The organism is Ferrovibrio sp. (assembly GCF_019636075.1).
Lineage (GTDB): Bacteria > Pseudomonadota > Alphaproteobacteria > Ferrovibrionales > Ferrovibrionaceae > Ferrovibrio.
Map to the genome: position 1 here is coordinate 38,994 of NZ_JAHBYG010000006.1, position 23,152 is coordinate 62,145.

General features: G+C 63.4%; 24 protein-coding genes and 2 tRNA genes. 12 read left to right on the top strand and 14 right to left on the bottom strand.

All coding sequences use genetic code 11. From position 1 onward, the window contains the following. Positions 1 to 35 precede the first annotated feature (35 nt). Together KF827_RS04420 and KF827_RS04425 are read right to left on the bottom strand one after the other, a co-directional pair. A complete protein-coding gene (locus tag KF827_RS04420) occupies positions 36 to 1,142 on the bottom strand; it encodes a site-specific DNA-methyltransferase (protein WP_291001035.1) in 1,107 nt (368 codons plus the stop codon). 193 nt (positions 1,143 to 1,335) lie between these two features. Next, complete coding sequence (locus tag KF827_RS04425) at positions 1,336 to 1,944, bottom strand: ribonuclease HII (RefSeq protein WP_291001038.1); 609 nt, start codon at positions 1,942 to 1,944, stop codon at positions 1,336 to 1,338. Positions 1,945 to 2,068: 124 nt separating this feature from the next. Between KF827_RS04425 and KF827_RS04430 the strand changes: the two genes are divergently transcribed. The 5 genes from KF827_RS04430 (at position 2,069) to KF827_RS04450 (ending at position 7,153) form a co-directional block, all read left to right on the top strand. Continuing rightward, the gene (locus tag KF827_RS04430) at positions 2,069 to 2,863 is read left to right on the top strand and encodes a crotonase/enoyl-CoA hydratase family protein (protein ID WP_291000777.1); all 795 of its coding nucleotides are present in this window, start codon (positions 2,069 to 2,071) and stop codon (positions 2,861 to 2,863) included. Between the two features lie 14 nt (positions 2,864 to 2,877). Beyond that, positions 2,878 to 4,347: a M48 family metalloprotease gene (locus tag KF827_RS04435; RefSeq protein ID WP_291000780.1), complete on the top strand. Its 1,470-nt coding sequence runs from the start codon at positions 2,878 to 2,880 to the stop codon at positions 4,345 to 4,347. A gap of 17 nt (positions 4,348 to 4,364) precedes the next feature. Beyond that, positions 4,365 to 5,261 carry a LysR family transcriptional regulator gene (locus tag KF827_RS04440; protein ID WP_291000783.1) on the top strand — a complete coding sequence of 299 codons (897 nt, stop codon included), beginning with the start codon at positions 4,365 to 4,367 and terminating at the stop codon, positions 5,259 to 5,261. 100 nt (positions 5,262 to 5,361) lie between these two features. After that, positions 5,362 to 6,144, top strand: a complete 783-nt coding sequence (locus tag KF827_RS04445) for an aldolase/citrate lyase family protein (RefSeq protein ID WP_291000786.1) — start codon at positions 5,362 to 5,364, stop codon at positions 6,142 to 6,144. Positions 6,145 to 6,175: 31 nt separating this feature from the next. After that, positions 6,176 to 7,153 (top strand): tripartite tricarboxylate transporter substrate binding protein, encoded by a 978-nt coding sequence (locus KF827_RS04450; RefSeq protein ID WP_291000791.1) that lies wholly within the window; start codon positions 6,176 to 6,178, stop codon positions 7,151 to 7,153. On the opposite strand, the gene KF827_RS04455 is transcribed toward KF827_RS04450, so the two are convergent. Then, the gene (locus KF827_RS04455) at positions 7,154 to 7,627 is read right to left on the bottom strand and encodes an aromatic-ring-hydroxylating dioxygenase subunit beta (RefSeq protein WP_291000794.1); all 474 of its coding nucleotides are present in this window, start codon (positions 7,625 to 7,627) and stop codon (positions 7,154 to 7,156) included. After that, positions 7,624 to 8,901, bottom strand: coding sequence for an aromatic ring-hydroxylating dioxygenase subunit alpha (locus KF827_RS04460; protein ID WP_291000797.1), 1,278 nt, complete (start codon positions 8,899 to 8,901; stop codon positions 7,624 to 7,626). The genes KF827_RS04455 and KF827_RS04460 overlap by 4 nt, the downstream gene beginning before the upstream one ends. Positions 8,902 to 9,077: 176 nt before the next feature. On the opposite strand from KF827_RS04460, the gene KF827_RS04465 reads away from it, so the two are divergent. Together KF827_RS04465 and KF827_RS04470 are read left to right on the top strand one after the other, a co-directional pair. Beyond that, a complete protein-coding gene (locus KF827_RS04465; protein ID WP_291000800.1) occupies positions 9,078 to 9,365 on the top strand; it encodes a hypothetical protein in 288 nt (95 codons plus the stop codon). Positions 9,366 to 9,460: 95 nt separating this feature from the next. Beyond that, the gene (locus tag KF827_RS04470) at positions 9,461 to 10,651 is read left to right on the top strand and encodes a urate hydroxylase PuuD (protein ID WP_291000803.1); all 1,191 of its coding nucleotides are present in this window, start codon (positions 9,461 to 9,463) and stop codon (positions 10,649 to 10,651) included. 184 nt (positions 10,652 to 10,835) lie between these two features. Here KF827_RS04470 and KF827_RS04475 read toward each other — a convergent pair whose 3' ends face one another. The 4 genes from KF827_RS04475 to KF827_RS04490 are packed head-to-tail and all read right to left on the bottom strand — an operon-like array spanning position 10,836 to position 13,542. Further along, positions 10,836 to 11,309, bottom strand: a complete 474-nt coding sequence (locus tag KF827_RS04475) for a nucleoside deaminase (protein ID WP_291000806.1) — start codon at positions 11,307 to 11,309, stop codon at positions 10,836 to 10,838. Positions 11,310 to 11,314: 5 nt separating this feature from the next. Continuing rightward, positions 11,315 to 11,668 (bottom strand): hydroxyisourate hydrolase, encoded by a 354-nt coding sequence (gene uraH / locus KF827_RS04480; RefSeq protein ID WP_291000809.1) that lies wholly within the window; start codon positions 11,666 to 11,668, stop codon positions 11,315 to 11,317. Positions 11,669 to 11,679: 11 nt separating this feature from the next. Continuing rightward, positions 11,680 to 12,180, bottom strand: a complete 501-nt coding sequence (gene uraD / locus KF827_RS04485) for a 2-oxo-4-hydroxy-4-carboxy-5-ureidoimidazoline decarboxylase (RefSeq protein WP_291000812.1) — start codon at positions 12,178 to 12,180, stop codon at positions 11,680 to 11,682. Positions 12,181 to 12,228: 48 nt separating this feature from the next. Further along, entirely contained in the window at positions 12,229 to 13,542 is a 1,314-nt protein-coding gene (locus KF827_RS04490; protein WP_291000815.1) for a glycerate kinase, read from the bottom strand. A 68-nt stretch (positions 13,543 to 13,610) separates the two neighbouring features. On the opposite strand from KF827_RS04490, the gene KF827_RS04495 reads away from it, so the two are divergent. From KF827_RS04495 to KF827_RS04510, 4 genes are read left to right on the top strand one after another with little or no spacing between them, the layout of a single operon-like run. After that, entirely contained in the window at positions 13,611 to 14,870 is a 1,260-nt protein-coding gene (locus tag KF827_RS04495) for an allantoate amidohydrolase (RefSeq protein WP_291000817.1), read from the top strand. Between the two features lie 17 nt (positions 14,871 to 14,887). After that, a complete protein-coding gene (locus KF827_RS04500) occupies positions 14,888 to 16,126 on the top strand; it encodes a M20/M25/M40 family metallo-hydrolase (protein WP_291000820.1) in 1,239 nt (412 codons plus the stop codon). Next, positions 16,123 to 17,109, top strand: coding sequence for an allantoinase PuuE (gene puuE / locus KF827_RS04505; RefSeq protein ID WP_291000825.1), 987 nt, complete (start codon positions 16,123 to 16,125; stop codon positions 17,107 to 17,109). The genes KF827_RS04500 and puuE overlap by 4 nt, the downstream gene beginning before the upstream one ends. Before the next feature lie 46 nt (positions 17,110 to 17,155). Beyond that, on the top strand, positions 17,156 to 17,524 hold the full coding sequence (locus KF827_RS04510; RefSeq protein WP_291000827.1) for a DUF4189 domain-containing protein: 369 nt from the start codon (positions 17,156 to 17,158) through the stop codon (positions 17,522 to 17,524). A 115-nt stretch (positions 17,525 to 17,639) separates the two neighbouring features. Here KF827_RS04510 and KF827_RS04515 read toward each other — a convergent pair whose 3' ends face one another. Both KF827_RS04515 and KF827_RS04520 read right to left on the bottom strand, forming a co-directional pair. Continuing rightward, entirely contained in the window at positions 17,640 to 18,329 is a 690-nt protein-coding gene (locus KF827_RS04515) for a DUF4145 domain-containing protein (RefSeq protein ID WP_291000830.1), read from the bottom strand. 222 nt (positions 18,330 to 18,551) lie between these two features. Continuing rightward, positions 18,552 to 18,626, bottom strand: a tRNA-Gly gene (locus KF827_RS04520). Positions 18,627 to 18,928: 302 nt separating this feature from the next. On the opposite strand from KF827_RS04520, the gene KF827_RS04525 reads away from it, so the two are divergent. Further along, positions 18,929 to 19,004 (top strand) — tRNA-Glu (locus KF827_RS04525). A 57-nt stretch (positions 19,005 to 19,061) separates the two neighbouring features. Here the strand turns inward: KF827_RS04525 and KF827_RS04530 are convergent. The 4 genes from KF827_RS04530 to KF827_RS04545 are packed head-to-tail and all read right to left on the bottom strand — an operon-like array spanning position 19,062 to position 23,045. Continuing rightward, positions 19,062 to 19,442 (bottom strand): nuclear transport factor 2 family protein, encoded by a 381-nt coding sequence (locus KF827_RS04530; protein ID WP_291000839.1) that lies wholly within the window; start codon positions 19,440 to 19,442, stop codon positions 19,062 to 19,064. A 23-nt stretch (positions 19,443 to 19,465) separates the two neighbouring features. Further along, a complete protein-coding gene (locus tag KF827_RS04535) occupies positions 19,466 to 20,863 on the bottom strand; it encodes a hypothetical protein (RefSeq protein ID WP_291000850.1) in 1,398 nt (465 codons plus the stop codon). Beyond that, the gene (locus KF827_RS04540) at positions 20,860 to 21,591 is read right to left on the bottom strand and encodes a class I SAM-dependent methyltransferase (RefSeq protein ID WP_291000853.1); all 732 of its coding nucleotides are present in this window, start codon (positions 21,589 to 21,591) and stop codon (positions 20,860 to 20,862) included. The genes KF827_RS04535 and KF827_RS04540 overlap by 4 nt, the downstream gene beginning before the upstream one ends. 2 nt (positions 21,592 to 21,593) lie before the next feature. Further along, complete coding sequence (locus KF827_RS04545; RefSeq protein ID WP_291000856.1) at positions 21,594 to 23,045, bottom strand: glycosyltransferase; 1,452 nt, start codon at positions 23,043 to 23,045, stop codon at positions 21,594 to 21,596. Between the last annotated feature and the right edge of the window lie 107 nt (positions 23,046 to 23,152).

Consider the following 23,152-nt stretch of genomic DNA (forward strand, 5'->3'; position numbering starts at 1 on the left):
AGTCTGGCGCGCAGCCAGCCGGGAAACAAGCGTCGTTATTCCGCCATTTCGGAGCGAATCTTCTGGCGCAGCAGGTCGATGGAGCGCAATTCGCCCTCCACCACGAAATGCCAGAAGGCCCAGCCGTTGCAGGCCGTGGCGCCCTGCACATGGGCGCCGATCTTGTGGATCGATCCCACCGCATCGGCGCAGGCCAGGCTGCCATCGGCCCGCACTTTCGCGGTATAGCGCCGGCTCTGATCGGTCAGCACGGTGCCCGGATTGAGCAGCCCGCGCTCCACCACGGAGCCGAACGGCACGCGCGGCTCTTCCTTCTTGGAGCGGGTGACATCCAGATCGTCCGGCGCCATCGGTTGCACGGTGCGGATGCGGCGCTCGGCGGCCTTGGCATAGGCTTCGTCGCGCTCCAGGCCGATCCAATGCCGGCCCAGGCGCTTGGCCACCGCGCCGGTGGTGCCCGAACCGAAGAACGGGTCCAGCACCACATCGCCGGGCTTGGTGGAGGAGAGCAGCACGCGATGCAGCAGGGCTTCCGGCTTCTGGGTCGGATGGGTTTTGCCGCCATCCTCGCCGCGCAGGCGTTCGCCGCCGGCACAGATCGGGATCAGCCAGTCGGAGCGCATCTGCAGGTCGTCGTTCAGCGCTTTCATGGCTTCGTAATTGAAGGTGTATTTGGCGTCCTTGTTCTTCGAGCACCAGATCAGGGTTTCATGGGCATTGGTGAAGCGGCGGCCCTTGAAATTCGGCATCGGGTTGGATTTGCGCCAGATCACGTCGTTCAGCATCCAGAAGCCGATATCCTGCAGCTTGGCGCCGACGCGGAAAATATTGTGATAGCTGCCGATCACCCAAAGCGCGCCATTCGGCTTCAACAGGCGATGGGCGGCGCGCAGCCAGGCTTCCGAAAAAGTGTCATAGCTGGCGAAGCTGTCGAACTTGTCCCAGGCATCGTCCACCGCATCGACCAGGCTGTCGTTGGGCCGGCGCAATTCGCCATTGAGCTGCAGATTGTAGGGCGGGTCGGCGAAGATGCAGTCCACCGAGGCTTCCGGCAGGCTGTTCATCAGCGCGATGCAATCGCCGCGCAGGATGCGGTCCAGCGGCAGGGCGGAATGCGGCTTGGCCGGCTCGATGGCCGGCATCGGCGCCGGCTTGGCGCGGCTGACACGCCGGGCGGCATCGGGGCCGGGCTGGCCCACCAGGCGCAGATGGCCTTTGCGATGGGGCTTGGCGGGGCTTTCGGTGCGGATCGGCGGCATGCAGGGCCTCTTGTGGAAAAAAGACCCTAAACCATTAGATTCTCTGGGTTATTTAATGGTTAATGAGTGGCAAATCCTAGATTTGGTGGGCAAACCGCCTAAGCGGCGCGAAATCTAGTCTGTGATGCCGTGTGGCGCCCAACCGCTCCAGCCCCTCGCGGTGAATTGCCGTGCCATACCCCTTGTTGCTGCCCCAGCCATAACCGGGATAGCGGCCATCCAGCCGCTGCATCAGGCGGTCGCGGATCACCTTGGCGATGATCGAGGCGGCGGCAATCGAGAGGCATTTGGCATCGCCGTCCACCACGGCGGTGGCCGGGCAGGGCAGATCGCGTGGGCAATGCTTGCCATCGATCAGCGCATGGCCGGGCTGTTGCGGCAGCGCCAGAACGGCGCGGCGCATGGCCAGCAGGCTGGCCTGCAGGATGTTGAATTGCGAAATCTCCGCCACGCTGGCGGCGCCCACGCCCACCAGGGCATTGGCCCGGATCGCTGCGAACAGGGCTTCGCGCTTGGCTTCGCTCAGGGCTTTCGAATCATCGATGCCGCTGGGCAGGCGTGCGGGATCCAGAATGGCGGCTGCCGCCACCACCGGTCCGGCCCAGGGGCCGCGCCCGGCCTCGTCTACGCCGCAGATCGGGCCGCAGATCGGGCCGCCGCCGGCACCGGACAGGCGGATTTCCATGCTCAGATCGGGTTGGGGCCGTTTTGTTGCCATGATCGCCTATTATATCTGCTGCGCGCTTGCCCGGTATCGGCGGCAGTGAAAGAATTACAGGGAAAGCTTGGCGGCCAATAGGGAGACGTTCATGAGCCAGATTGATCCGGATGGCGAAATCCTCACCCGTCTCGAAGACGGCGTGTTCGTCATCGGCATCAACCGGCCGGCCAAGTATAACGGCTTCACGCCAAAAATGCTGCGCGAGTTGTCTGCCGCCTATACCGCCTTCGAGCGCGAGGACAAGGCGCGCGTGGGTCTGCTCTATGCCGAGGGCCCGCATTTCACCGCCGGGCTGGATCTGCCCAAGGTGGCGCCGCTGATGGGCAAGAACAATCTGCTGGTCGGCCTGGGCCAGATCGATCCTTGCAATAACCAGTCGCCGTTTCGCAGCAAGCCGCTGGTGGCTGCCGTGCAGGGCATCACGTATACGCTGGGCATCGAATTGATGCTGGCGGCCGATATGGTGGTGGCGGCCAGCGATTGCCGCTTCAGCCAGTTGGAAGTGAAGCGCGGCATCATGGCCACGGGCGGTGCCACCATCCGCATGGTGGAGCGCGCCGGCTGGGGCAATGCCATGCGCTATCTGCTCACCGGCGACGAATTCGATGTGGCCACCGCTTTGCGGTTCGGCTTCGTGCAGGAAGTGACCGAGCCCGGCGGCCAATATGCCGAAGCCATGCGGCTGGCGCGCAGTATCGCCGCGCAGGCGCCGCTGGCTCTGGCTGCCACCATCCGCAATGCGCGGCTGGCGGTGGAACATGGCCCGATGGCGGCGGTGGAGGATTTCCGTGCCACGCAGCAGGTGTTGATGCAAAGCCAGGATGTGAAGGAAGGCGTGGCCAGCTTCGTGGAGCGCCGGCCGGCGCGGTTCACCGGGCAATGATCGGGATGAATGGCATGAAGCTGCTACGCGGCCTTGTCCTGCTCTGTGCGCTGCTGGCATTGCCGGTCTGTGGGCCGGCGCAGGCGCAGATTTTCATGTCGCCGGAAAAAGCCAAGCAGGTCGGCGCCGAAGAGCATCCGAAAATCCTGAAAGAGTTCGGCGGGGTTTACGACGATCCGGAAATCGGCGCCTATGTGGCCACGATTGCCGGCAGGCTGGCCGGGCAATCGGGCATTCCGGCCGGCGAGTTTCATTTCACCGTGCTGGATAGCCCGGTGGTGAATGCCTTCGCGCTGCCGGGCGGCTATGTCTATATCACGCGCGGCACGCTGGCCCTGGCCAATAACGAGGCCGAGGCCGGCGCGGTGCTGGGCCATGAGATCGGCCATGTGGTGGCCAAGCATTCCGAACAGCGTTACGACCGCGCCATCGGCACCAATATCCTCACCGCCGGCGGCGCCATTCTGGGCTCGATCTTTCTCGGCCAGGGCGCCGGCGATTTGATCGGCCAGGTCGGCAGCGTGGCGGGCGGCGCCTATCTGGCCGGTTTCAGCCGCGAGAATGAATTCGAGGCCGATCTGATCGGTCTGCGCCTGCTCGGCCATGTCGGTTATGCGCCGATCGCCGCTGCCGGCTTTTTGCAATCGCTGTCGGATTATTCCGATCTGGAAACCCGCATCGCCGGCCAGGCCGGGCGCGACCGCACCATGGATATGTTCGCCACCCACCCGCGCGGGCCCGACCGCGTGCAGCGTGCCATGGATGAGGCGCAAAGCCAGCCGGCGCATCCGATTTATCGGCGCGATGAATATCTCGACCGCATCAACGGCCTGCTCTATGGCGACGATCCCAAGCAGGGTGTGGTGCGCGGCAATACGTTCAGCCATCCCGATCTGCGGCTCAGCTTCACCGCGCCCGATGGCTGGCGCATCATCAACCGCCCCGATGCGGTGCTGGTGCGCGGGCCGGATAGCATCGGTCAATTGCAATTCGACATGGAACGCGACAAGCGCAAGCGCGATTCCGCGCGCGACATGCTAGATTACATCACCCGCAGTTGGGCCAGCAATCTGCGTTTTTCCAGCACCGATCGGTTCGATGTGAACGGCATGCCGGCCGCCCTTGCCGCCAGCCGCATCCAATCCAAGGATGGCAGCACGCTGGATGTGCGGCTGGTGGCGGTTCGCATGCCCGATGGGCAGATCGTGCGTTTCGTCATCTCGGCGCGTCCGCAATCCATGGCCGGCATCGAACCTTCGATGATCCGCGCCGTGCATTCCTTGCGCTATCTCACCCCCGATCAGGCCAAGGCGATCCAGCCGCTGCGCCTGAAGGTGATCAATGCGCAGGCCGGCGATACTTCGGATACGCTCGCCCGCCGCATGCCGGCCGGCAATTTCCAGCGCGAGCGGTTCCGTGTGCTCAACGGCTTGCGCGAGGGCGAGGAAATCCGCCCCGGCGAACGCGTGAAGATCGTGGAATAGCCATCGGTCGCATTGCCATGAACCTGCGCCAGATGGAGTTGTTTCATGCGATCATGCGCACCGGCTCGATCACGGCTGCGGCGCGGCTGCTCAATGTGACCCAGCCGGCGGTGAGTGCCGGGCTGAAACATTGCGAAACCCAGTTGAAGATGAAGCTGTTCGAGCGGGTGAGCGGACGTTTGCAACCCACGCCCGAGGCCGAGGCGCTGTTTCCCGAGATCGAGGGGATTTTCGCCAAGGTGGAGGCGGTGGGCCATCTCACCAAGGATTTGCAGGGCGGCCGGCTGGGCAACCTGTCGATTGCCGCCGGCTTTCCCATGGCCAACAGTTTCGTGGCCCAGGCCTTGTCGGGTTTCCTGGTGCAGCGGCCGCGTTTGCGAGTGACCGTGCAGGCGCTTACCTCGCAGCAGGTGATCAATCAGGTGGTGAACCGCGAGGCCGAACTCGGCATCATTTACGAACCGGTGGTGAGCGAGGCCATCGAGACCGAGAAGCTCGCCCAGGCGCGGCTGGCCTGTATCATGCGGCCCGATCACCCGCTGGCCCGCCTGCGCGAAATCCGCATCCGCGATCTCGCCGGCCAGCCGCTGATCACCTATCTGCCGCAGGCCATGCTGCGCGCCCATGTGGATCACGCCTTCAGTCGCGCCGGTTTCGTGCCCGATATCGTTGCGCAGGTGGATCGGTCGATCACCGGCGCCATGATGGCGCGCTATGGCGCCGGCATTGCCCTGGTGGAGCCTTTCCTGGTCTCGGCGCTGGAAACCCCGCATCTGGTGGCACGCCCGTTGCGTCCGGCCATCGAGATCGGCGTGTTGCTGATCCGCAATCGCGCCGCGCCGCGTTCGCGTATCGGCGATGCCTTTGTTGCGCATCTGAAGACGCTTCTGCGCCAGCGCGGCACGCATAAATAGCAGTTATGGATTTCCGCTGATTTTTGATTGGACGCTTATGGCCTTGCTTGCCAGACTGCCGGCGTTTCCGAATCAGATGCGTTGATGGCAGCGAGTAATCATGGCGGCTGGTAATCTCAAGCGGCGGCTCAAGGCCGGCGAAACCCTGTTTGGTATTTTTTGCGATATTCCATCGCCGCAGATTGTCGAACTGGCCGGATTGATCGGCTACGACTTCGCCTTCATCGATGCCGAACATACAACCGCGAGCCTGGATGGTGTGGAGCATATGGTGCGCGCCGCCGATACGCGCGGCCTGGCCTCGCTGGTGCGTGTGGGCCATAACCATCATTCCAGCATCCTGCGCCACATGGATAGCGGTGCCAATGGCGTATTGATGCCGTTGGTGAACAGCGCCGAGGATGTGCTGGATGCGGTGGCGGCGGTGAAATATCCGCCGCTGGGCCGGCGCGGCCTGGCCCATGTGCGCGCCGCCGGCTATGCGGTGAATACCGGGCTTGGCGCATTCATGGCGCAATCCAATGCCGAAACCGTGGTGATGGTGCAGATCGAAACCGCCGAAGCGGTGAAGAATCTGGATGCCATCTGTGCGGTGGAGGAGTTGGACGCGGTGTTTTTCGGCGCCACCGACCTGGCTGCGTCGCTGGGTTATTCGACGCAATTGCAGGCCAGCGGCAGCGAGCATCCAGAGATCATCAAGCTGGTGCTCGATCTCGGCTACAAGGCGATGAAGGCCGGCAAGCCGGTGGGTATCAGCGCGCATTCGCTGGCTGCCTATAACCGCTGGCGCAGCGCCGGATTCCAGATCATGGCAACGGTTGCCAGCTTGCAATTCGTGGCGGGTGCGCGCGGTTTGCTGAAGGATTGCCGGCCGGGCTCGTAAACCGGCCGCGGTATTCGGGAGGAAAAAAAGAATGAAACGTTTTGCGATTGCTTTCGCCATTGCCGCCCTGCTGCCGGCTGGGCTGTTGCCGGCTGCCGGCCATGCCCAGGCCGGCTATCCATCGAAGCAGATCACCATCGTGGTGCCGTTCGGCGCCGGCGGTGGCACCGATGTGCTTACCCGCATCGTCGGCGCCCGCATTTCCGAACAGGTGGGCCAGCCGGTGATCGTGGAAAACAAGCCCGGCGCCAGCGGCATCATCGGCACCAACCAGGTGGCCAAGGCGCCGGCCGATGGCTATACCGTGCTGATGGTGCCATCCTTGCTGGCGATCGGCCAGGCGATCCGGCCCAAGCCGCCTTATGATCTGCAGAAGGATTTCGCCTCGGTGTCGATCATCGGCGAAACCCCCTTCGTGCTGATCTCCAGCCCGGATTTCGCCGCCAAGTCGCTGCCCGATCTGGTGCGGCTGGCCAAGGCCCAGCCCGGTAAATTCAGCTATGCCTCCACCGGCCAGGGCTCCACCGCGCATCTGGCGGTGGAGTTGCTGAAAAACACCGCCGGCATCGACCTGCTGCATGTGCCGATGAGCCGCGAGCCCGAAGCGGTGACCGAAGTGATGACCGGCCGCATCGATGTGATGTTTGCGTCATTGCAAGCCGCCAGCGCCCATGTGAAGGCCGGCAAGCTGCGCGGCCTGGCGGTGGGCTCGCAAAAGCGCGTGTCCGTGCTGCCGGATGTGCCATCCACCGCCGAGGCCGGCTATGCGGCCGTGCAGGCGGTGTCGTGGTACGGCCTGATGGTGCCGGCTGGCACGCCCGCCGATACGGTGAGCAAGCTGCATGGCGAGGTGGCCAAGGCGATTGCCGCGCCCGATGTGGCCAAGCGTTTCCTCGATATGGGCACCGAGCCTTCGGCGCTCACGCCTAAGGAGATGGATGCGGTGATCGCCGCCGAACTGGTGCGGTGGAAAAACACCGCCGATGCCATCGGCCTCAAGGTCGAGTGATTAGAGCGGATAGATCAGCGAGTTGAGAATCATCTCGCTGTCGAACACGCAGATCCGTTCGGCCAGTTTCGGGCCTTCAGGCGTGGCCTTGAAGCGGTCGATATAGCGGCCGACATTGAACACTTCGCTTATCCCGCCGGGCCTGGTGCGGAACACCGCGTAATTGGCCTCGGCCGTTGCGCTGCCATCCGTATGATGTTCCAGCAAAGCCGTGCCGATCACATGGCGCTGGTAATACGGCGCGTGATACAGCGTGTTCTTGATGCCATACACGCGGTCGCGCAGCATGCCATGGCCTTCCAGCGCCAGGATGCAAAGCGGCAGGCCGGCATCGTAATTCTCCCGCGCCACGATTTTGTACATCGCATCGGGCAGGAAGAAATCCGGCCAAGCGTCGAACTCGCCGGCATCCAGGCAGGCGGCATAGCGGGCATTGAAGCGATCTATGGCGGCTTGATCCAGAGCGCTACTCACAGCCCAAGTTCCTTGCGCCAATAGCCATACATACCGCGGATCAGGGTTTCGGTCACCATATGCTCGGTGGGGGCCACGTCGCGGCCATCCAATTCGCAGAGCGTGCTGCCATCCGCGCCGCGCTGGCGGAAGCCATCCTGGCTCAGTTCGATCACCTCGCCATCATCGGCGGAAACGAAACCGGCCGGGCCGAACAGGTTGGCCTGGCGCAGGCGGCGCTGCGTCATCTCCTCGCTATCGTCCTTGAAGCCGAAATGCGTCCAGATGAAATCGAAGGCGCCGGGGCCGGCCGGCACGATATGGCGGGTGGACAGCGAATTCACCTGCTGCTGGATGATCAGGCTGGGAAACAGCGTGATCATGGTAACGCTGGGTCCGTTCCACCACGGCTCGGGCACCACATCCAGCAGACGCGGATCGTTCAGCGCCATGTCGGCCTTGAAGCTGGTCACGCCCTGGGTCACGTCGCTGGCGCCGCCCTGGTTGCGCTGCGAGATCATCACCGCATGGCGGCCATGCTCGTCCATCACCATGCGCGAGCGCTGATCGGCGCGCCACAGGCCGAAGGTGACAAACCAGGTATGCAGCAGGCCGGGATGATAGGGATCCTTGATATTCTCCATCATCAGTTTCCAGTTGCCCGGAATGCGCTGGCGGTTCACGCCCAGCAGGGTCAACTCGCGGCCTTTGAAGATGCGGTCCAGCCAGGGCATCACGGCGGGGCCGATATACTCCTCGAAGCTGGGCGTCTGGTCGCTGAAGCTGGCGAAGATCAGCCCGCCATAGCGCGCCACCCGCAGTTTCACCAGGCCATGCGCCTTCATGTCGAAATCCGCCGGCATGCCGCCCTGTTTTTCGCCGTCACGTTCCACGCCCTGGCGGAAGGGCAGGCCGGCCAGGTCGCCGTTCAGCTTGTAGGTCCATTGATGATAGGGGCAGACGAAGCTGCGCGCCTTGCCGCGCTGCTGCTGGCAGAAGCGCACGCCGCGATGGGCGCAGCGGTTTTCCATCACGGCGATCTCGCCATCGCGTTGGCGCACCACGATCACCTGCCGCTCGCCCACGAAGCTCAGGCGGTAATCGCCGAAGGCCGGAATCTCGGCCTCCAGGCCGACATAGCACCAATGCGGGCCATAGAAGAAATACTGCAATTCGCGCTGATAGATGTCCGGGTCGGTATAGGCCCAATAGGGAATCCGGCTGGAGCCCGGTTCAGCCCAGCGGCTGACGGCCTCGGGGATGCGATTCTCTGGATTGCGATGTGGGGCGTTCATCGTGTTTCCTCCCGCAGTTTATTTGTATTTACAAATAAAACCAAATTGAGGCCCTGTCAATTCAATATCTTATCGCCATGCAAGCAGCGCGTGTCCACGTAAATGCCCAAATTCGGCCCAGCTTTTGCGCCCTTCGCCGGTCAGTTTCGCCCCGTAACCAACAAGGAGACGCTCTCATGACCGCTTCCACCCCGACCCTCAAAACCGCTTCCCGCTCGCCTGTATCCAGCTCATCTGTATCCGGTTCGCTGGCGCCCCGCTTGCTGGCAGTCGCTTTGCTGGCCGTGGCGGCCACCGGCTGTTCGGGCCTGAACAAGCAAGAACAGCGCGCGCTTTCCGGCGGTGCCATGGGCGCGGCCGGCGGTGCGGCCTTGGGCATCATCACCGGCGGCAGCGCCTTTACCGGCGCCTTGATCGGCGGTGCCGGCGGCGCTGCCGTGGGCGCCCTGATGAAGGATAAATAACGGTATATTTCCGGAATACTTATTGACGGCCCATCGCGGGCCCCGTTAGGTCTTGGAAGCGCCTGTTGCGGCGCAACAGGGCCGGCGGGGGCGCGATGGGCGATTTATTCTGGGAGTGGATCAATCTGGTGCTCCGCTGGATGCACCTGATTTTCGGCATCGCCTGGATCGGCTCGTCTTTCTTCTTCGTCTGGCTCGATAACAGCCTGCGTTCCAACAACAAGGAAGGCGTGCTGGGCGAAACCTGGATGCTGCATGGCGGCGGCTTCTATTTCACCGAAAAATACTCGGTCGCGCCGCCGCATATGCCGGCCGAACTGCACTGGTTCAAATACGAAAGCTATTTCACCTGGCTGTCCGGCTTTTTCCTGATGGCCGTGCTGTATTACCTGGGCGCCGATCTCTACATGATCGACGAGAAGGTGATGCATCTCGGCCGTGCCGAGGCCATCGGCTTCAGCCTGGTTTCGCTGGCCATGGGCTGGATCGTCTATGATCTGCTCTGCCGCTCGCCGCTGGGCAAGAACACCGCCGTGCTGGCGATCTGCGGCTTCGTGCTGCTGGTGGGCGCGGCTTATGGCTATACCCATCTGTTTTCCGCCCGCGCCGCCTATGTGCATGTGGGTGCGCTGATCGGCACCATCATGACCGCGAATGTGTTTTTCGTGATCATCCCCAATCAGCGTTTCACCGTGGACGACATGCTCGCCGGCCGCACGCCGGATCCGATCTGGGGCAAGCAGGCCAAGCAGCGTTCGCTGCACAACAATTATCTCACCCTGCCGGTGCTGTTCGCCATGATCAGCAACCATTATCCGGTCACCTATGGCCATCCCTATGGCTGGGGCATCCTGGCCGGCGTGTTCATCGTCGGCTTTCTGGTGCGGCATTTCTTCAATCTGAAGAACCAGGGCCATGGCATGCAGTTCCGCTATCTGGTGGCGGCTTTCCTGGTGATGACCGGGCTGTTCTTCTTCTCGCAATGGGATCCGCACAAGGCCGCCCGCGCCGCCCTGGCCGGCGAAGTGACGGTGGAAGACGTGCAGGCCATCGTGGCCGCGCGCTGTGTGGCCTGCCATGCCGGCAAGCCTACTTTCGACGGCATCACCGAAGCGCCCAAGGGCGTGATGCTGGAAACCCCGCAACAGATGCGGCGTTTCGCGGCCAGCATCAATCAGCAGGCGGTGCGCGCCGAGGCGATGCCGCCGGGCAATGTTACCGAGATCACACCTGAGGAACGCGCCAAGCTGGGTGCCTGGATCGAGGGCGGCGCGAAGCTGAATTAGAGCGTTTCGCCATGCCCGGACATGCTGAGAGGGTGGCGGATTTACTCAGTGTCATCCTCGGATTTATTCCGAGGATCCATGCCTGACATAGCGCGGCCGCTGAACCATGGACGCTGGGGACAAGCCCGAGGGTGACGCGAAGGGATCGGTTCAATACGGCCCAGGCTTCAATACGGTCCAGACTTCAATACGGTACCTTGCCGGGCAGGGTGCGCCATTCCTCGAACACGCCGATGGCTTCCTCGCGCAGCAGCGGATCGCAGGGCAGGCTGCGCTGATCCATCGGCAGCGCCAGTTCGCGATACAGGAACGCATCGTCGAAATCGATCGCCGCCGCATCGGCCTGGGTGTTTGCGTAGAATACCCGGTCGATGCGCGCCCAATAGGTGGACGACAGACACATCGGGCAGGGCTCGCAACTGGTATAAAGCATGCCGCCGCGCAGATCGAAGCGGCCCAGTTGTTTGCAGGCGGCGCGGATCGCCACCACTTCGGCATGGGCGGTGGGGTCGTTGCTGGTGGTTACCTGGTTCCAGCCTTCGCCCACGATCTTGCCATCCATCACCACAACGGCACCGAACGGCCCGCCATGGCCGGCCCGCATATGGTCGCGGCTCAGTGCGATGGCCCGGCGCATATAGGCGGCATGATCGGTCATGAGGGTCAGCTCCCGCGATAGGTGGAGTAGCTCCAGGGCGAAGCCAGCAGCGGCACATGATAATGCCCATTGGCATCGGCGATACCGAAGCGCAGCGGGATTTCGTCCAGGAAATTCGGTTGCGGCAACACCGCGCCGGCGGCGGCGAAATAATCCCCGATGCGAAACACCAGTTCATACACGCCGGGCTGCACTTCATCGCCGGTCAGCAGCGGTGCGTCGGTGCGGCCGTCGGTGTTGGTGACGGTGCTTTTCAGCAAGTCGCGATGTTCGCCGCGCAGCCGGTAAAGATCGATCTCCACGCCGCTGGCGGGTTTGCCATGCATGGTGTCCAGCACATGGGTGCTCAGGCGGCCCATCGCTATCTCCTTCACAAGATGAGGGCGTCCAGCCGCATGCGGGCGATCTTGCCCACTTCGGCCAGGGCCAGGGAAAATTCCGCGTCGCTGGGCGCGGCGATGCGGCGTTCGAAGGCGGCGAAGATCTGGCTTTTCGTGCGCAGCTTCACCGCGATGATGAAGGGAAAACCATGCTTGGCACGATAGGCGCGATTGAGATCGACGATGCGCGCCTTTTCTTCCGGGCTCAGGCGGGTGAGGCCCACGCTGTCCTGCTCGCCGGTGGAATGGCTGGTCAGCGTGCCGGCATCGGCTTCCTTGCCGGCCAGTTCGGGATGGGCATTCAGCAGGGCCAGCTGCGCGGTCCGCTCGGCGCGCCACATGGCGCCAGCCAGGGCGCTGTGCAGGGTTTCGATATCGCCGAACGGTCGCAGGCCGGCCACGGCCGCCGGCACCCAGGGCGAATGCTCGAAAATATCCTTCAGCGCCGCAACGAAATCCGCCTCCGGCAAGGCGTTCAGTTTATCAAGCATGGGGCCTCCTGAGCCCCAGCTTAGCGCAACTCGCCGGCTATAGCAGCACTAGTATGGGGCAGCACCAGTATCGGGCAGCACCAGTATGGCGCGGAAGTCATTCACGTTGGTCAGGGTCGGGCCGGTCTGCACCAGGCCGCCTGCCGCCTGGAAAAAGCCATAGCCATTGTTGGCCGCCAGCGCCGCCTTGGCGTTTACGCCCTTGGCCGCCGCCTGCGCGATGCTGTCTGGATGCAGGATGGCGCCGGCATTATCCTCGCTGCCATCGATGCCATCGGTGTCGCAGGCCAGGGCATGGATGCCGGCCTCGCCCTCCAGCTTTACCGCCAGGCTGAGCAGGAATTCGCTGTTGCGCCCGCCGCGCCCCTTGGGCGCATCCGGCGGCTGCTTGCGGATCGTCACCGTGGTTTCGCCGCCCGAAAGCAACACACAGGGCGCCGGCAATGGCTGGCCATGGCGGCGCACCTGGCGGGCGATGCCGGCCATCACGATGCCCAACTCGCGCGCTTCGCCTTCCAGCGCATCGCCCAGGATCAGCGGCGCGATGCCGGCTGCGCGGGCGGCCTGGGCCGCGGCTTCCAGCGCCATTTGCGGCGTGGCCACCATGATGTTTTGCACGCCGGCCAGGCGCGGATCGCCCGGCTTTGCGGTTTCATCCATGCCGCGTTGCAGATGCGTGGTCACGCCCGGCGGCGGTGTGATGCGGTATTTTTCCAGCACCGCGCGGGCATCGGCAAAGCTGGTGGGATCGGCCACCGTGGGGCCGGAAGCGATCACCGCGGGGTCGTCGCCCGGCACATCGGATATCAGCAGAGCCACCACTTTTGCCGGTGCTGCCGCCATGGCCAGCCGGCCGCCTTTGATGGCCGAGAGATGTTTGCGCAGGCAATTCATCTCGGCAATCGTGGCGCCCGAGGCCAGCAGCGCCTGGTTCACGGCCTTTTTATCGGCCAGGCTCAGCCCTTCGGCGGGCAAAGCCAGCAAAGCCGAGCCGCCGCCCGAGATCAGGCAGAGCACCAGATCCTGTGCGCTGAGGCCTTGCACGGCTTGCAGGATTTCGGCCGCCGCCGCCGCGCCGGCTGCGTCCGGCACCGGATGCGATGCCTCGCGCACGGTTATGCGCCGGCAGGGCACGCCATGGCCATAACGCGTTACCACCACGCCGGAAAGCGGCGCATCCTCGGGCCAGGCTTGCTCCACCGCCCGGGCCATGGTGGCGGCTGCCTTGCCGGCGCCCACCACGATGGTGCGGCCGGGCGGCTTGGGGGGGGCAGGCAGGAAGGGCCCCAGGCAGCGGGCCGGGTCGGCGGCAGCCAGGGCGGCATCGAACAAGGAACGGAGGAATTTGTCGGCATCCAGCATGGTTTTTCTTATCCCGGCCCGGCTAATATGGTGCCTGCAATCTATACGGTTCTTCCAGCGAGGCCGCCATGTCCGTGACCCCGATTTTTTCTGACCGCGTGATGGCACGGCTGGACGAACTCGGCCGTATCAGCGATGTAGCCGAGCATCTCACCCGCACCACTTATACCCCGGCCCACAAACAGGCCAACGATCTGGTGGGCGGCTGGATGCGCGAAGCCGGCCTGCGCGTGCACCAGGATGGCATCGGCAATCTGATCGGCCGGCTGCCCGCCGTTGATAATGGCGCCCCCTGGCTGATGCTGGGGTCGCATCTCGATACCGTGCGCAATGCCGGCAAATACGATGGCATGCTGGGCGTTATCGCGGCGATTGCCTGCGTGGAGGAAATCCGCAAGCAGGGCCTCAGCCTGCCATTCGGCATCGAACTGGTGGGTTTCACCAACGAGGAAGGCACCCGTTTCGGCACCGCGATGACCGGCAGCCGCGCCATTGCCGGCACATTCGAGCCCGCCATGCTGGCCGCCAAGGACCGCGATGGCATCAGCTACGAACAGGCGATGCGCGAATTCGGCCTCGATCCCGCCGATATCGCCTCGTGCAAATGGCCGGCCGATATCGCTGGCCGCAAGCTGGCCGCCTTCATGGAATTGCATATCGAGCAGGGCCCGGTGCTGGAAGCCAACAATCTGGCGCTGGGCGTTGTTACCGCGATTTCCGGCGCCCGGCGCTATCGCGTGGAATTCAAGGGCCTGGCCGGACATGCCGGCACGGTGCCGATGGGCAGCCGCCGCGATGCCCTGCTGGCCGCAGCCGAAGCCGCGTTGTATATCGAGCGCCGCTGCACCGGCACGCCCACGCTTGTGGGCACCGTGGGCCAGATGGAAGCGCTGCCCGGCGCGGTGAACGTGATCCCCGGCCTGGCGCGGTTCTCCATCGATATCCGCGCCGGGGTGGATGCCGTGCGCGATCTGGCTGCCGATGATGTGCTGGCGGAAGTGCAGGCGATTGCCAAACGCCGCAATGTGGAGGCGACCGTCACGCCGCTTTACAACAGCGCCGCCACGCCCTGCGATCCGCGCCTGATGGATGCCGTGGAGGCCGCCATCAAGGCGCAGAATGTGCCCGGCATGCATCTGCCCTCGGGCGCGGGGCATGATGCCATGACGATTGCCGATCTCTGCCCGGTGGGTATGATCTTCATGCGCTGCACGCGCGGCATCAGCCATAATCCGCTGGAAGCCGTGTTGCCCCAGGATGTGGAACTGGCCACGGCGGCGCTGTATCACTTCATCACGCATTTTGACCCGGCCGCGCTCGCGGCCTGAGCTTTCCGGAGTCCGTCATGCCCGTTTCCTCGCATGTTTCCCTGCATGCCTTCATCGCCAGCCAGCAGGATGCCATGCGCAGCATGCTGGCCGAATTGGTGAAGGTGCCATCCGACAATCCGCCCGGCGATTGCGCGCCCCATGCCGCCCGCGCCGCGCAATTGCTGGAAGCCTTGGGCCTGGAGGTGGAGCGCCATCCGGTGCCGGAAGCCGAATGCCGTGCCAATGGCATGATCTCCTGCACCAACCTGATCGTGCGCCATCGCTTCGGCCCCGGCGGCCCGGTGGTGGCGCTGAATGCCCATGGCGATGTGGTGGCGCCGGGCGAGGGTTGGAGCGTCGATCCCTATGCCGCCGTGGTGAAGGATGGCGTGATGTATGGCCGTGGTGTGGCGGTGTCGAAATCCGATTTCGTCACCTATGCCTATGCTTTGCTGGCGCTCAAGGCCGCCGGCAATCTCAAGCGCGGCGCCATCGAACTGCATCTCACCTATGACGAGGAAGCCGGCGGCGCCATCGGCCCGGAATGGATTCTCGCCAAGGGCCTCAGCAAGCCCGATTACGCTTTCTCGGCGGGTTTTTCCTATGCCGTCACCACCGCGCATAACGGCTGCCTGCATCTGGAAGTGACGGTGAGCGGCAAATCCGCCCATGCCGCCCGGCCCGATACCGGGCATGACGCGCTGGAAGCCGCCACGGCGGTGCTGAACGCGCTCTATGCCTATCGCGATGGCCTGGGCGCACAGCGCTCGCAGGTGCCGGGCATCGTGTCGCCGTCCATGGTGGTGGGGCTGATCAAGGGCGGCATCAACACCAATGTGGTGCCGGATAAGGTCAGCTTCCGGCTGGATCGCCGCATGATCCCGGAGGAGCAGCCGGAAGCGGTGGAAGCTGGTCTGCGCGAGGTGATCGCCAAGGCGGTGGCCGGCCTGCCCGGCATTTCCGTGCGGGTGGATCGCATCATGCTGGCGCGGCCCTTCAGCGCCGTGCCGGGCGTGGAAAAACTGATCGCTATCCTCACCCAAGAGGCCACGCGCATCATGGGCGTGGCGGTGGGCACCGAAGGCATCCCGCTTTATACCGATGCGCGGCATTATTCGGCGGCCGGCATCAAAACCGTGCTGTATGGCGCCGGCCCGCGCAATCTGCTGGAAGCCAATGGCCACCGCGCCGACGAAAAGCTGATCCTCACCGATCTCTACAAGGCCACCGAAGTGGTGGCGTCCACGCTGGAAAAACTGCTGGGGGAAGCATGAGCCGCAAGCTTGCCGCCAAGGCCGGGCTGTTGAAGCTGCCCATGGGCAAGACGCCCTATCCGCGCGATCTGAAAGGCTATGGCGCGCATCCGCCCGATCCGCGCTGGCCCGGCAATGCCAATGTGGCGGTGTCCTTCGTGGTGAATTTCGAAGAGGGCGGCGAGCGCAACATCCTGCATGGCGATGCGGAATCGGAAGTCTTTCTGCATGAAGTGCCGGGCGGCACGCCGCGCCGGCGCATGCGCGACGAACAGGTGGAATCGGTTTACGAATACGGCACCCGCGCCGGCTTCTGGCGCATCATGCGCCTGTTTCAGGAACGCCGGCTGAATTTCACCTCCTACGCCGTGGGCATGGCGGTGGCGCGCTATCCGGAAGCCGTGCGGGCGATGGTGGAGCAGGGCCACGAGATCGCCTCCCATGGCTGGCGCTGGATCGATTACAGCCGCGTGCCGATTGCCACCGAACGCGCCCATATGAAGCTGGCGATTGCCGCCATCGAACAGGCAGCCGGCGAACGCCCGGTGGGCTGGTATACCGGGCGGCTATCGTCCAACACCCGCAAGCTGGTGATCGAGGAGGGCGGCTTCCTTTACGATTCCGATGCCTACGACGACGACCTGCCTTACTGGGTGCCGGCTTCAGGCGCGGGCAAAGGCAAGCAGGGCGCGAAGAAATCGCATCTGGTGATCCCCTATACGTTCGACAACAACGACATGAAATTCGCCACGCTCAACGGCCTCGGCACCGGGCAGGATTTCTACGATTACCTCAAGGATGCCTTCGATTGCCTCTACGACGAAGGCCGCCGCGGCGCGCCGAAGATGATGTCGGTGGGCCTGCATTGCCGGCTCGCCGGCCGCCCCGGCCGCGCCCAGGCGCTGGCGCGCTTCCTTGATTACATCCAGGCGCATGACAATGTGTGGATCTGCCGCCGCTGCGACATCGCCGAACATTGGCATCGCGTGCATCCGCCGAAGTGATTTTCAGCCTGTCGGTGCGGGCTCAAACAAACAGGGAGACGCTATAATGCTGCGCAAGATTCTGATTGTTGCCATGGCCGCGCTTTTGCAATGCGCCAGCCTGCCGATCTCGGCCTGGGCCGCCGGCGCGATTGCCGTGGTGGATGAGGAAGGCGCCGATCCCGCCGATATCGGCTATGGCGTGGGCTATGGCGAAAACCGCGACGAAGCCGCCAAGGAAGCCATGGCCGAATGCCGCAAGGCCGGCAACAAGGGCTGCAAGATCGCCGTGCGCTTCGATACCTGCGGCGCCTATGCCGCCTCCAAAACCCATTTCGGTGTCGGCTGGGGCGAAAGCAAGGCCATCGCCAGCAGCAAAGCCCTGGCCGAATGCGGCGGCAGCTGCAAACTGGTCGTCGCCGATTGCGACGAGTAAACCGCAGGTTTCCGGGGCCTGGCAATCCGCCTGGCCCTGGGGGCGGCTGATGCAGCCCCAGAAAACACAAAAGCCGCGTCATGACGCGGTTCTGCAATAATTGGAAAATTGGAATTTAATTTGCCGGATCTATCTTGCTTAGATCGCTCTCCAATTGCTCAATTCTTGCTGGCAATACATATAAATAAGAAATCAAGTAACTGAGAAGTTCTACGATCTGACGGGCCACTGCTTCATCAGGCTCAAGTTCCATATCAAAGTGGGCGCCTAGATTTCCTCCACTCCGAATGGCGTGAGATAGCGCGCTTAAAGGTGCGGAGAGATCTTTTTCTTCTTTTGCGGCATCAATCAGTTTGGCAAGTGGCAAATTTCGTTTTTCTTCTGGAACTAAAAATTTAAAAATGCCTTCAAGTGTTCGTCGACCTGAAACAGCAGCCGCTGCATAAATACCGGCATTATAAGATTCAATCGTTGAGATTAGAGCTCGTCTAAGAGGTGATGGAATAAAATCTACCTCAGAGGGCTCTGGGAAGAAATTTTGAGGGCTGGGATGCATATAAATTTCAGCAGAGTGGATGGTTGCCACCCCACTGGTATTGATTGACCAAAAACCGACCTTTCCATTACAGGAAGGACAATTTCCGGCGGCCGATACTGAATTCAGATGTCCCCCTGTTGAAAAGCCGTACAGAGTGAAAATCACTTTCGCATTACATTTTGGGCATATAGCACTTACGGCTGCAGGTCGAATCAGTCTGCCACTTATCTCGCAGCCCCGAATTGCAGAGGGATCAATCTTCTGCATCATTTTTTCCCTGATTAACGATGTTTCCTTGATTACTTATAACGTTTTGATTGTGCATTTCAGGAAATTTATAAATATAACTAGTTTTTCCGCCCGATTAAGTTGGTCTGTAACCGCCCGGTGACCACGGGCTCCCTGGCCCCGGTCAGGCTGCTCCCTGCATCAACCCCCAGAAAACACAAAAGCCGCGTCGTGGACGCGGCTTTGAGATGTTCGGAAAATTGGAGCGGGCGATGAGATTCGAACTCACGACCCCAACCTTGGCAAGGTTGTGCTCTACCCCTGAGCTACGCCCGCTCGGCGGCAAGGACGGTCAAGCCGGCCCGTTGCAGCGCCGGACTATAGCGGCCGTTTTCCGCTTTGCAAGCGTCGGATGGCACAAAAAAATCCGTTTTTATACCGGGGCTTGGCCGGGGTTGGGCTTGGGCATAGCCGGGCGGCTGGGGGCGGTGGCCCGGCTCGGGCGGGTTTAGGGCTTGCGCCTGCGGTCCGGGTCGAGTATCAGGATGCCGCCTCGCGCGCCGGCCCTGGGTTTATCCCGCAAGCCATGGCGCGCCGACCGGCCGGCCGGGCCCGCTTCTGCGCTGCCCAGCCCCCAGGTCCCCTTCGTCTAGAGGCCTAGGACGGCGCCCTCTCACGGCGCAAACAGGGGTTCGAATCCCCTAGGGGACGCCATTCTCGTACAAAACCGGGAATACAAATCGCACGCTATCGCCCCTCAAGGCCCTGCCCTCAGGGTATGGGCGTCGGCTGATACAGGATCAGCTGCCAGGTGCTGCCGCGTTTCTGCCAGAGCACGGCAAACAGATTGTTGAGGCTGCGCCGCGCGCCGTCCATTTCGATTTCCGCTGCCATCCGGCCGGTCACCAGGGCGGCGGCATCGCCCAGCGGGCGGATCGCCTGGTCATGCATGGCGATGCTCAGATAGCGCACAAAGCCGCTGCCCAGCTTTTCCAGATACTGCGCCTTGCTGTCGCTCTGGGCATTGGAATGGGTGTAGAGCAGATCCGGCGCCAGCAGCGCATCCATCGCCGCCGTATCGCCATCCAGCATGGCCTGCCGGCGCGCCGCTTCCAGCCGGCGGATGTCTGCGATGGTGGTTTCGTCGCTCATGGCATCCTCCGGTTTCCGGTTTTTTATCTGCGGCGTTTCGGCGCCGCCCAGGTGAGGCCCAGCGCGGCCAGCGTGAGCAAGGCCGGCTCCATCGGCACGCGGAAGCGCGATTGCCCGAGGAACAGATAGCTCAGCGTGAAATAGATCAGCTCGGCCAGCAACAGCAGCAGCAGGCCGGTCTCGCCCTGGCGCCATAGCCGCCACAGGCCGAACAATCCAGCCAGGCGCATCAGCAGCGCAAAAGCGGCGGTGAGCATCACCAGCAGCGGATAGACCACCTGGCCCTGGCCGAGAAAATCCCGCGCGAAGGCGGCCAGGCCCTGCCAGCGATAGCTTTGCAGGAATTGCGTGGGCGTTTCGCCCGGCAGGTCCAAGTAATTCTTGGCATTGGCCGCGCCGCCGCCCACCAGCAGGGCAGCCCAGGAACGCAGCAAGCCCTTGGCCAGCGTTACCGGCGATTGTTGCAACAGCAGCGGCCCGATCACGCTGGCGGCAAAGGCCGAACGTTCCACCGCCGGGCGGTTTTCGAAATCGCTCAGCCCGGCCTTTTCGGCCGCTTCGTTGATCAGGCGATATCGCTGGCTGGAGGCCTCGCTGGCCGAAAGCCCCTGGCCGATCTGCAACAGCTCCACATATTGGTCGGAAAGATAGAAGCCGGCATTGCTGGTGAAAAACGGCTTGCCGAATTCGGCCGCGTTGCGGGCAAACCACGGCGCCACGCAGAGCATGGCCGCCAGCGTCATCGCAATGCCGGCGGTGATGATGCCTTGCGGCGGCTTGCGCCGTGCGCCGCTATGCAGCGGGGCGGCGATCAGCGCCAGGATCGGCAGCAGGAAAGGCAGCAGCGGAATCGCATACAGCGCCACCGGGCGGGTGAGCGTGGCCAGGCCCAGCAGCAGGCCCACGCCGATGGCGCGCATCCAGCCGGGCATCAGCGCCTGCCGCCAGATACCCACCAGCGCCAGGGTGGCCAGCAGGGTGAACAGGCTTTCCGGCTGCACCAGATGCGCGGTGAACAACGCATTGGGATTGAACAGCACCAGCAATTGCGCCAGGTCGCGGGCATTGTCCAGCGGTCGCGGCAGCAGGCCGCGCACGGCCAGTGCGGTGGCCCACAGCATGGCCAGTTGCAGCATCACGATGGCATTCAGCGCGGCAGGCCAGGATAGCAGGCCCACGATGGGCGCCAGAAAGATCGAATAGAGCGGCGGCGCAAAGCTGAGCGGCACATCCAGCGCCTCCGGCCCGCTGGCCAGGATGCCATGCTGCCACAGGGTTTTTGCCGGGCCCATATACACCGCCGCATCGCCGCCATGCAGATAGGTGGCTTCGGGCGCGGCCCAAAACAGCAGCAGCAGATTCAGTGCGATGAAAATCGCCGCCAATGTACCTTGCCGGCCAAGCCGCAGTTTCCACTTCATTGCGTGCGCTCCAACACGGTCAGCAGCCGGAAGGCCATCAGCGGGCCCAGCGCTGGCATCAGCCGGTCTTCCAGCCGCAGCAGCGGTGCGGCGGCAAAACCCGGCAACAGCGACCAGGCCTTGAAGCCGCCCGAAAGCGGATAGGCAAACAGCGACAGCCAATCGGCGCGCAGCAGCCGCAGGCCGGGCATCGTGGCCGCCAGCTTCCTGGCATCGCGGCGAAACAACAGCGTGGGTATCGCCTGGTTGGAATCCCAGGGATTGCCTGGATCGCATTGCGGCGTGTCGCTCAAGGGTTCGGCCTGCATGCGCACCGGCTCGGGATGAAACAGGTGGAAAAACACACGGCTCAGCGGCGTGATGCCGGGTTCGATCAGCACCAGCCGGCCGCCCGGCCGCAACACACGCTGCGCCTCGGCCAGAAAACGCTTCGGATAAGCCAGGTGATGCAGCACATCCACCATCACGATATTGCCGAAGCTGCAATCGGCAAAAGGCAAGGCCTGGGCATCGGCCACCGCATCCAGCCAGGGCGCCGCGGCGATATCGGTGGAGATTGCGTCCGGCAGGAAGCTTTTCAGATTGCCCGAGCCGCCGCCGATTTCCAGCGTGCGGCCCTGGGGCTGGCAATGCGCCAGGATGCGGCGGTAATAATCCTGGTAGATCGCGCGCAGCACGGGCTTGCGCTGCCAGGCGGCGCGATAATCGGTCGCCGCCTCGTCGCCCATGTTCAGAAAGCCTTCAGCTTGCGATAGGCGAACAGCACCATGCGCAGCAGCAGCACGCCATGGCGGAAGCGGCTGATCTGGGTTTCGCCATAGCTGCGGCTGGCATAGCGGATCGGCACTTCCACCACTTTCAGATTCTGCTTCACCGCGCCGAAGATCAGGTCGAAATCGCCGAACGGATCGAAATCGCCGAAATAGCTGCGGTTCTCCTTCAGCACGGCATAATGCCGGCGCGAGATCACCTTGGTGCCGCACAGCGTGTCGGTGAAGCGCTGGTTCAGCAGGAAGCTGAAGATGATCGAGAAAGCGTGGTTGGCGAAGAAATTCAGCGTCTGCATGGCGCCATCCTGCATCGGATAGACCAGGCGGCTGCCATTGATGAAATCGCCCTTGCCGGTGGTGAGCGCGCGCCAGAATTTCGGCAGGTCTTCCGGCGGCACGGTCAGGTCGGCATCCAGGATCATCAATATGTCGCCGCGCGCGGCATCGAAGCCCATCCACACCGCATCGGCCTTGCCCTTGCCGGTCTGCTGCATGCATTTGATATCCCAATCGGGATAGGCATCGCGCACGCGCTGCATCTCTTCCCAGGTGCCATCCTGCGAATGGCCTTCCACGAAGATCACTTCCATATCCTCGGCGAAGCGCGGCAGGCGCTGGATCGCCGGTTCTATATTGCCGCGTTCGTTGCGCGCCGGAATCACCACCGACACCGAATGCGGCACGGTTTCGCGCCGCTTGGGCAACGATTGCGCCACCACGAAATTGCGCAGGCAGAGCGCCCGCACCAGCGGCAGGGTGGCGACATAGCGGTTCAGCAAACCGCCCAGGCCGAGCAGGCGCTTGGGCGACAGCATGCGCATTTCGCTGCGGATCGGGTCGAAATCGGCCAGCCCCAGCAGGGCCTCGATATCGCTCGGCCGCAGCCAGTTCTTCGGCGTGGCCGGCATCTTGAAGCCCAGCGCCTCGGCGGTTTTCAGCACCGGCGCCCAGAGCGGCGAATGATACACGATCACCAGCCGCGTATCGGCATCGCACAGCCGGTGCAGCAGGCTGAGGCTGCGCTCCACGTCTTCCAGGTCGCCGATCGTATCGGCCAGCAGGATGAAATCGAACGGACCTTCGATGGCGTCCAGCGTGGCCGGCGCCTCGATATCGCCGGTATGGAATTCCAGGCCGGGAAAGCGCGCGCGGGCTTCGTCGATGCAAACCTGCGACAGGTCCACGCCCACGCCGCGCGAAGGCTCCAGCGCCGCCAGCAGGTCGCCGGTGGCGCAGCCCAGTTCCAACACCCGCTTGCCGGCCGGAATCAAAAAGCGCAGATAGGCCAGGTCCTGGTCATGGAAAAACCGGTTGCGCGCGATCCAGCCCTGCCGTTCCGGCGCATAGCGGTCGGCATGGTCGCGGATGGCGCGTTTGCGCAGGGAGGTCGGGTCGGCCGGGGAAATCGCCATCAGCGGGTCATGCCATCAAAGGGTTAACAGGCAGTTGGCGGATGTTTAGCAACCCCCCTGCCGCCCCGCAAGCTTGACAGCGGCTGGGGCAGGGCCTAAGCCCAGCC

Bases quoted from the DNA above. Each gene is read 5' to 3' on its own strand.
- KF827_RS04420 (WP_291001035.1), bottom strand. From the start codon at position 1,142: ATGCCGGCCATCGAGCCGGCCAAGCCGCATTCCGCCCTGCCGCTGGAC.
- KF827_RS04425 (WP_291001038.1), bottom strand. From the start codon at position 1,944: ATGGAAATCCGCCTGTCCGGTGCCGGCGGCGGCCCGATCTGCGGCCCG.
- KF827_RS04430 (WP_291000777.1), top strand. From the start codon at position 2,069: ATGAGCCAGATTGATCCGGATGGCGAAATCCTCACCCGTCTCGAAGAC.
- KF827_RS04435 (WP_291000780.1), top strand. From the start codon at position 2,878: ATGAAGCTGCTACGCGGCCTTGTCCTGCTCTGTGCGCTGCTGGCATTG.
- KF827_RS04440 (WP_291000783.1), top strand. From the start codon at position 4,365: ATGAACCTGCGCCAGATGGAGTTGTTTCATGCGATCATGCGCACCGGC.
- KF827_RS04445 (WP_291000786.1), top strand. From the start codon at position 5,362: ATGGCGGCTGGTAATCTCAAGCGGCGGCTCAAGGCCGGCGAAACCCTG.
- KF827_RS04450 (WP_291000791.1), top strand. From the start codon at position 6,176: ATGAAACGTTTTGCGATTGCTTTCGCCATTGCCGCCCTGCTGCCGGCT.
- KF827_RS04460 (WP_291000797.1), bottom strand. From the start codon at position 8,901: ATGAACGCCCCACATCGCAATCCAGAGAATCGCATCCCCGAGGCCGTC.
- KF827_RS04465 (WP_291000800.1), top strand. From the start codon at position 9,078: ATGACCGCTTCCACCCCGACCCTCAAAACCGCTTCCCGCTCGCCTGTA.
- KF827_RS04470 (WP_291000803.1), top strand. From the start codon at position 9,461: ATGGGCGATTTATTCTGGGAGTGGATCAATCTGGTGCTCCGCTGGATG.
- KF827_RS04475 (WP_291000806.1), bottom strand. From the start codon at position 11,309: ATGACCGATCATGCCGCCTATATGCGCCGGGCCATCGCACTGAGCCGC.
- uraH (WP_291000809.1), bottom strand. From the start codon at position 11,668: ATGGGCCGCCTGAGCACCCATGTGCTGGACACCATGCATGGCAAACCC.
- uraD (WP_291000812.1), bottom strand. From the start codon at position 12,180: ATGCTTGATAAACTGAACGCCTTGCCGGAGGCGGATTTCGTTGCGGCG.
- KF827_RS04490 (WP_291000815.1), bottom strand. From the start codon at position 13,542: ATGCTGGATGCCGACAAATTCCTCCGTTCCTTGTTCGATGCCGCCCTG.
- KF827_RS04495 (WP_291000817.1), top strand. From the start codon at position 13,611: ATGTCCGTGACCCCGATTTTTTCTGACCGCGTGATGGCACGGCTGGAC.
- KF827_RS04500 (WP_291000820.1), top strand. From the start codon at position 14,888: ATGCCCGTTTCCTCGCATGTTTCCCTGCATGCCTTCATCGCCAGCCAG.
- puuE (WP_291000825.1), top strand. From the start codon at position 16,123: ATGAGCCGCAAGCTTGCCGCCAAGGCCGGGCTGTTGAAGCTGCCCATG.
- KF827_RS04510 (WP_291000827.1), top strand. From the start codon at position 17,156: ATGCTGCGCAAGATTCTGATTGTTGCCATGGCCGCGCTTTTGCAATGC.
- KF827_RS04515 (WP_291000830.1), bottom strand. From the start codon at position 18,329: ATGCAGAAGATTGATCCCTCTGCAATTCGGGGCTGCGAGATAAGTGGC.
- KF827_RS04530 (WP_291000839.1), bottom strand. From the start codon at position 19,442: ATGAGCGACGAAACCACCATCGCAGACATCCGCCGGCTGGAAGCGGCG.
- KF827_RS04535 (WP_291000850.1), bottom strand. From the start codon at position 20,863: ATGAAGTGGAAACTGCGGCTTGGCCGGCAAGGTACATTGGCGGCGATT.
- KF827_RS04540 (WP_291000853.1), bottom strand. From the start codon at position 21,591: ATGGGCGACGAGGCGGCGACCGATTATCGCGCCGCCTGGCAGCGCAAG.
- KF827_RS04545 (WP_291000856.1), bottom strand. From the start codon at position 23,045: ATGGCGATTTCCCCGGCCGACCCGACCTCCCTGCGCAAACGCGCCATC.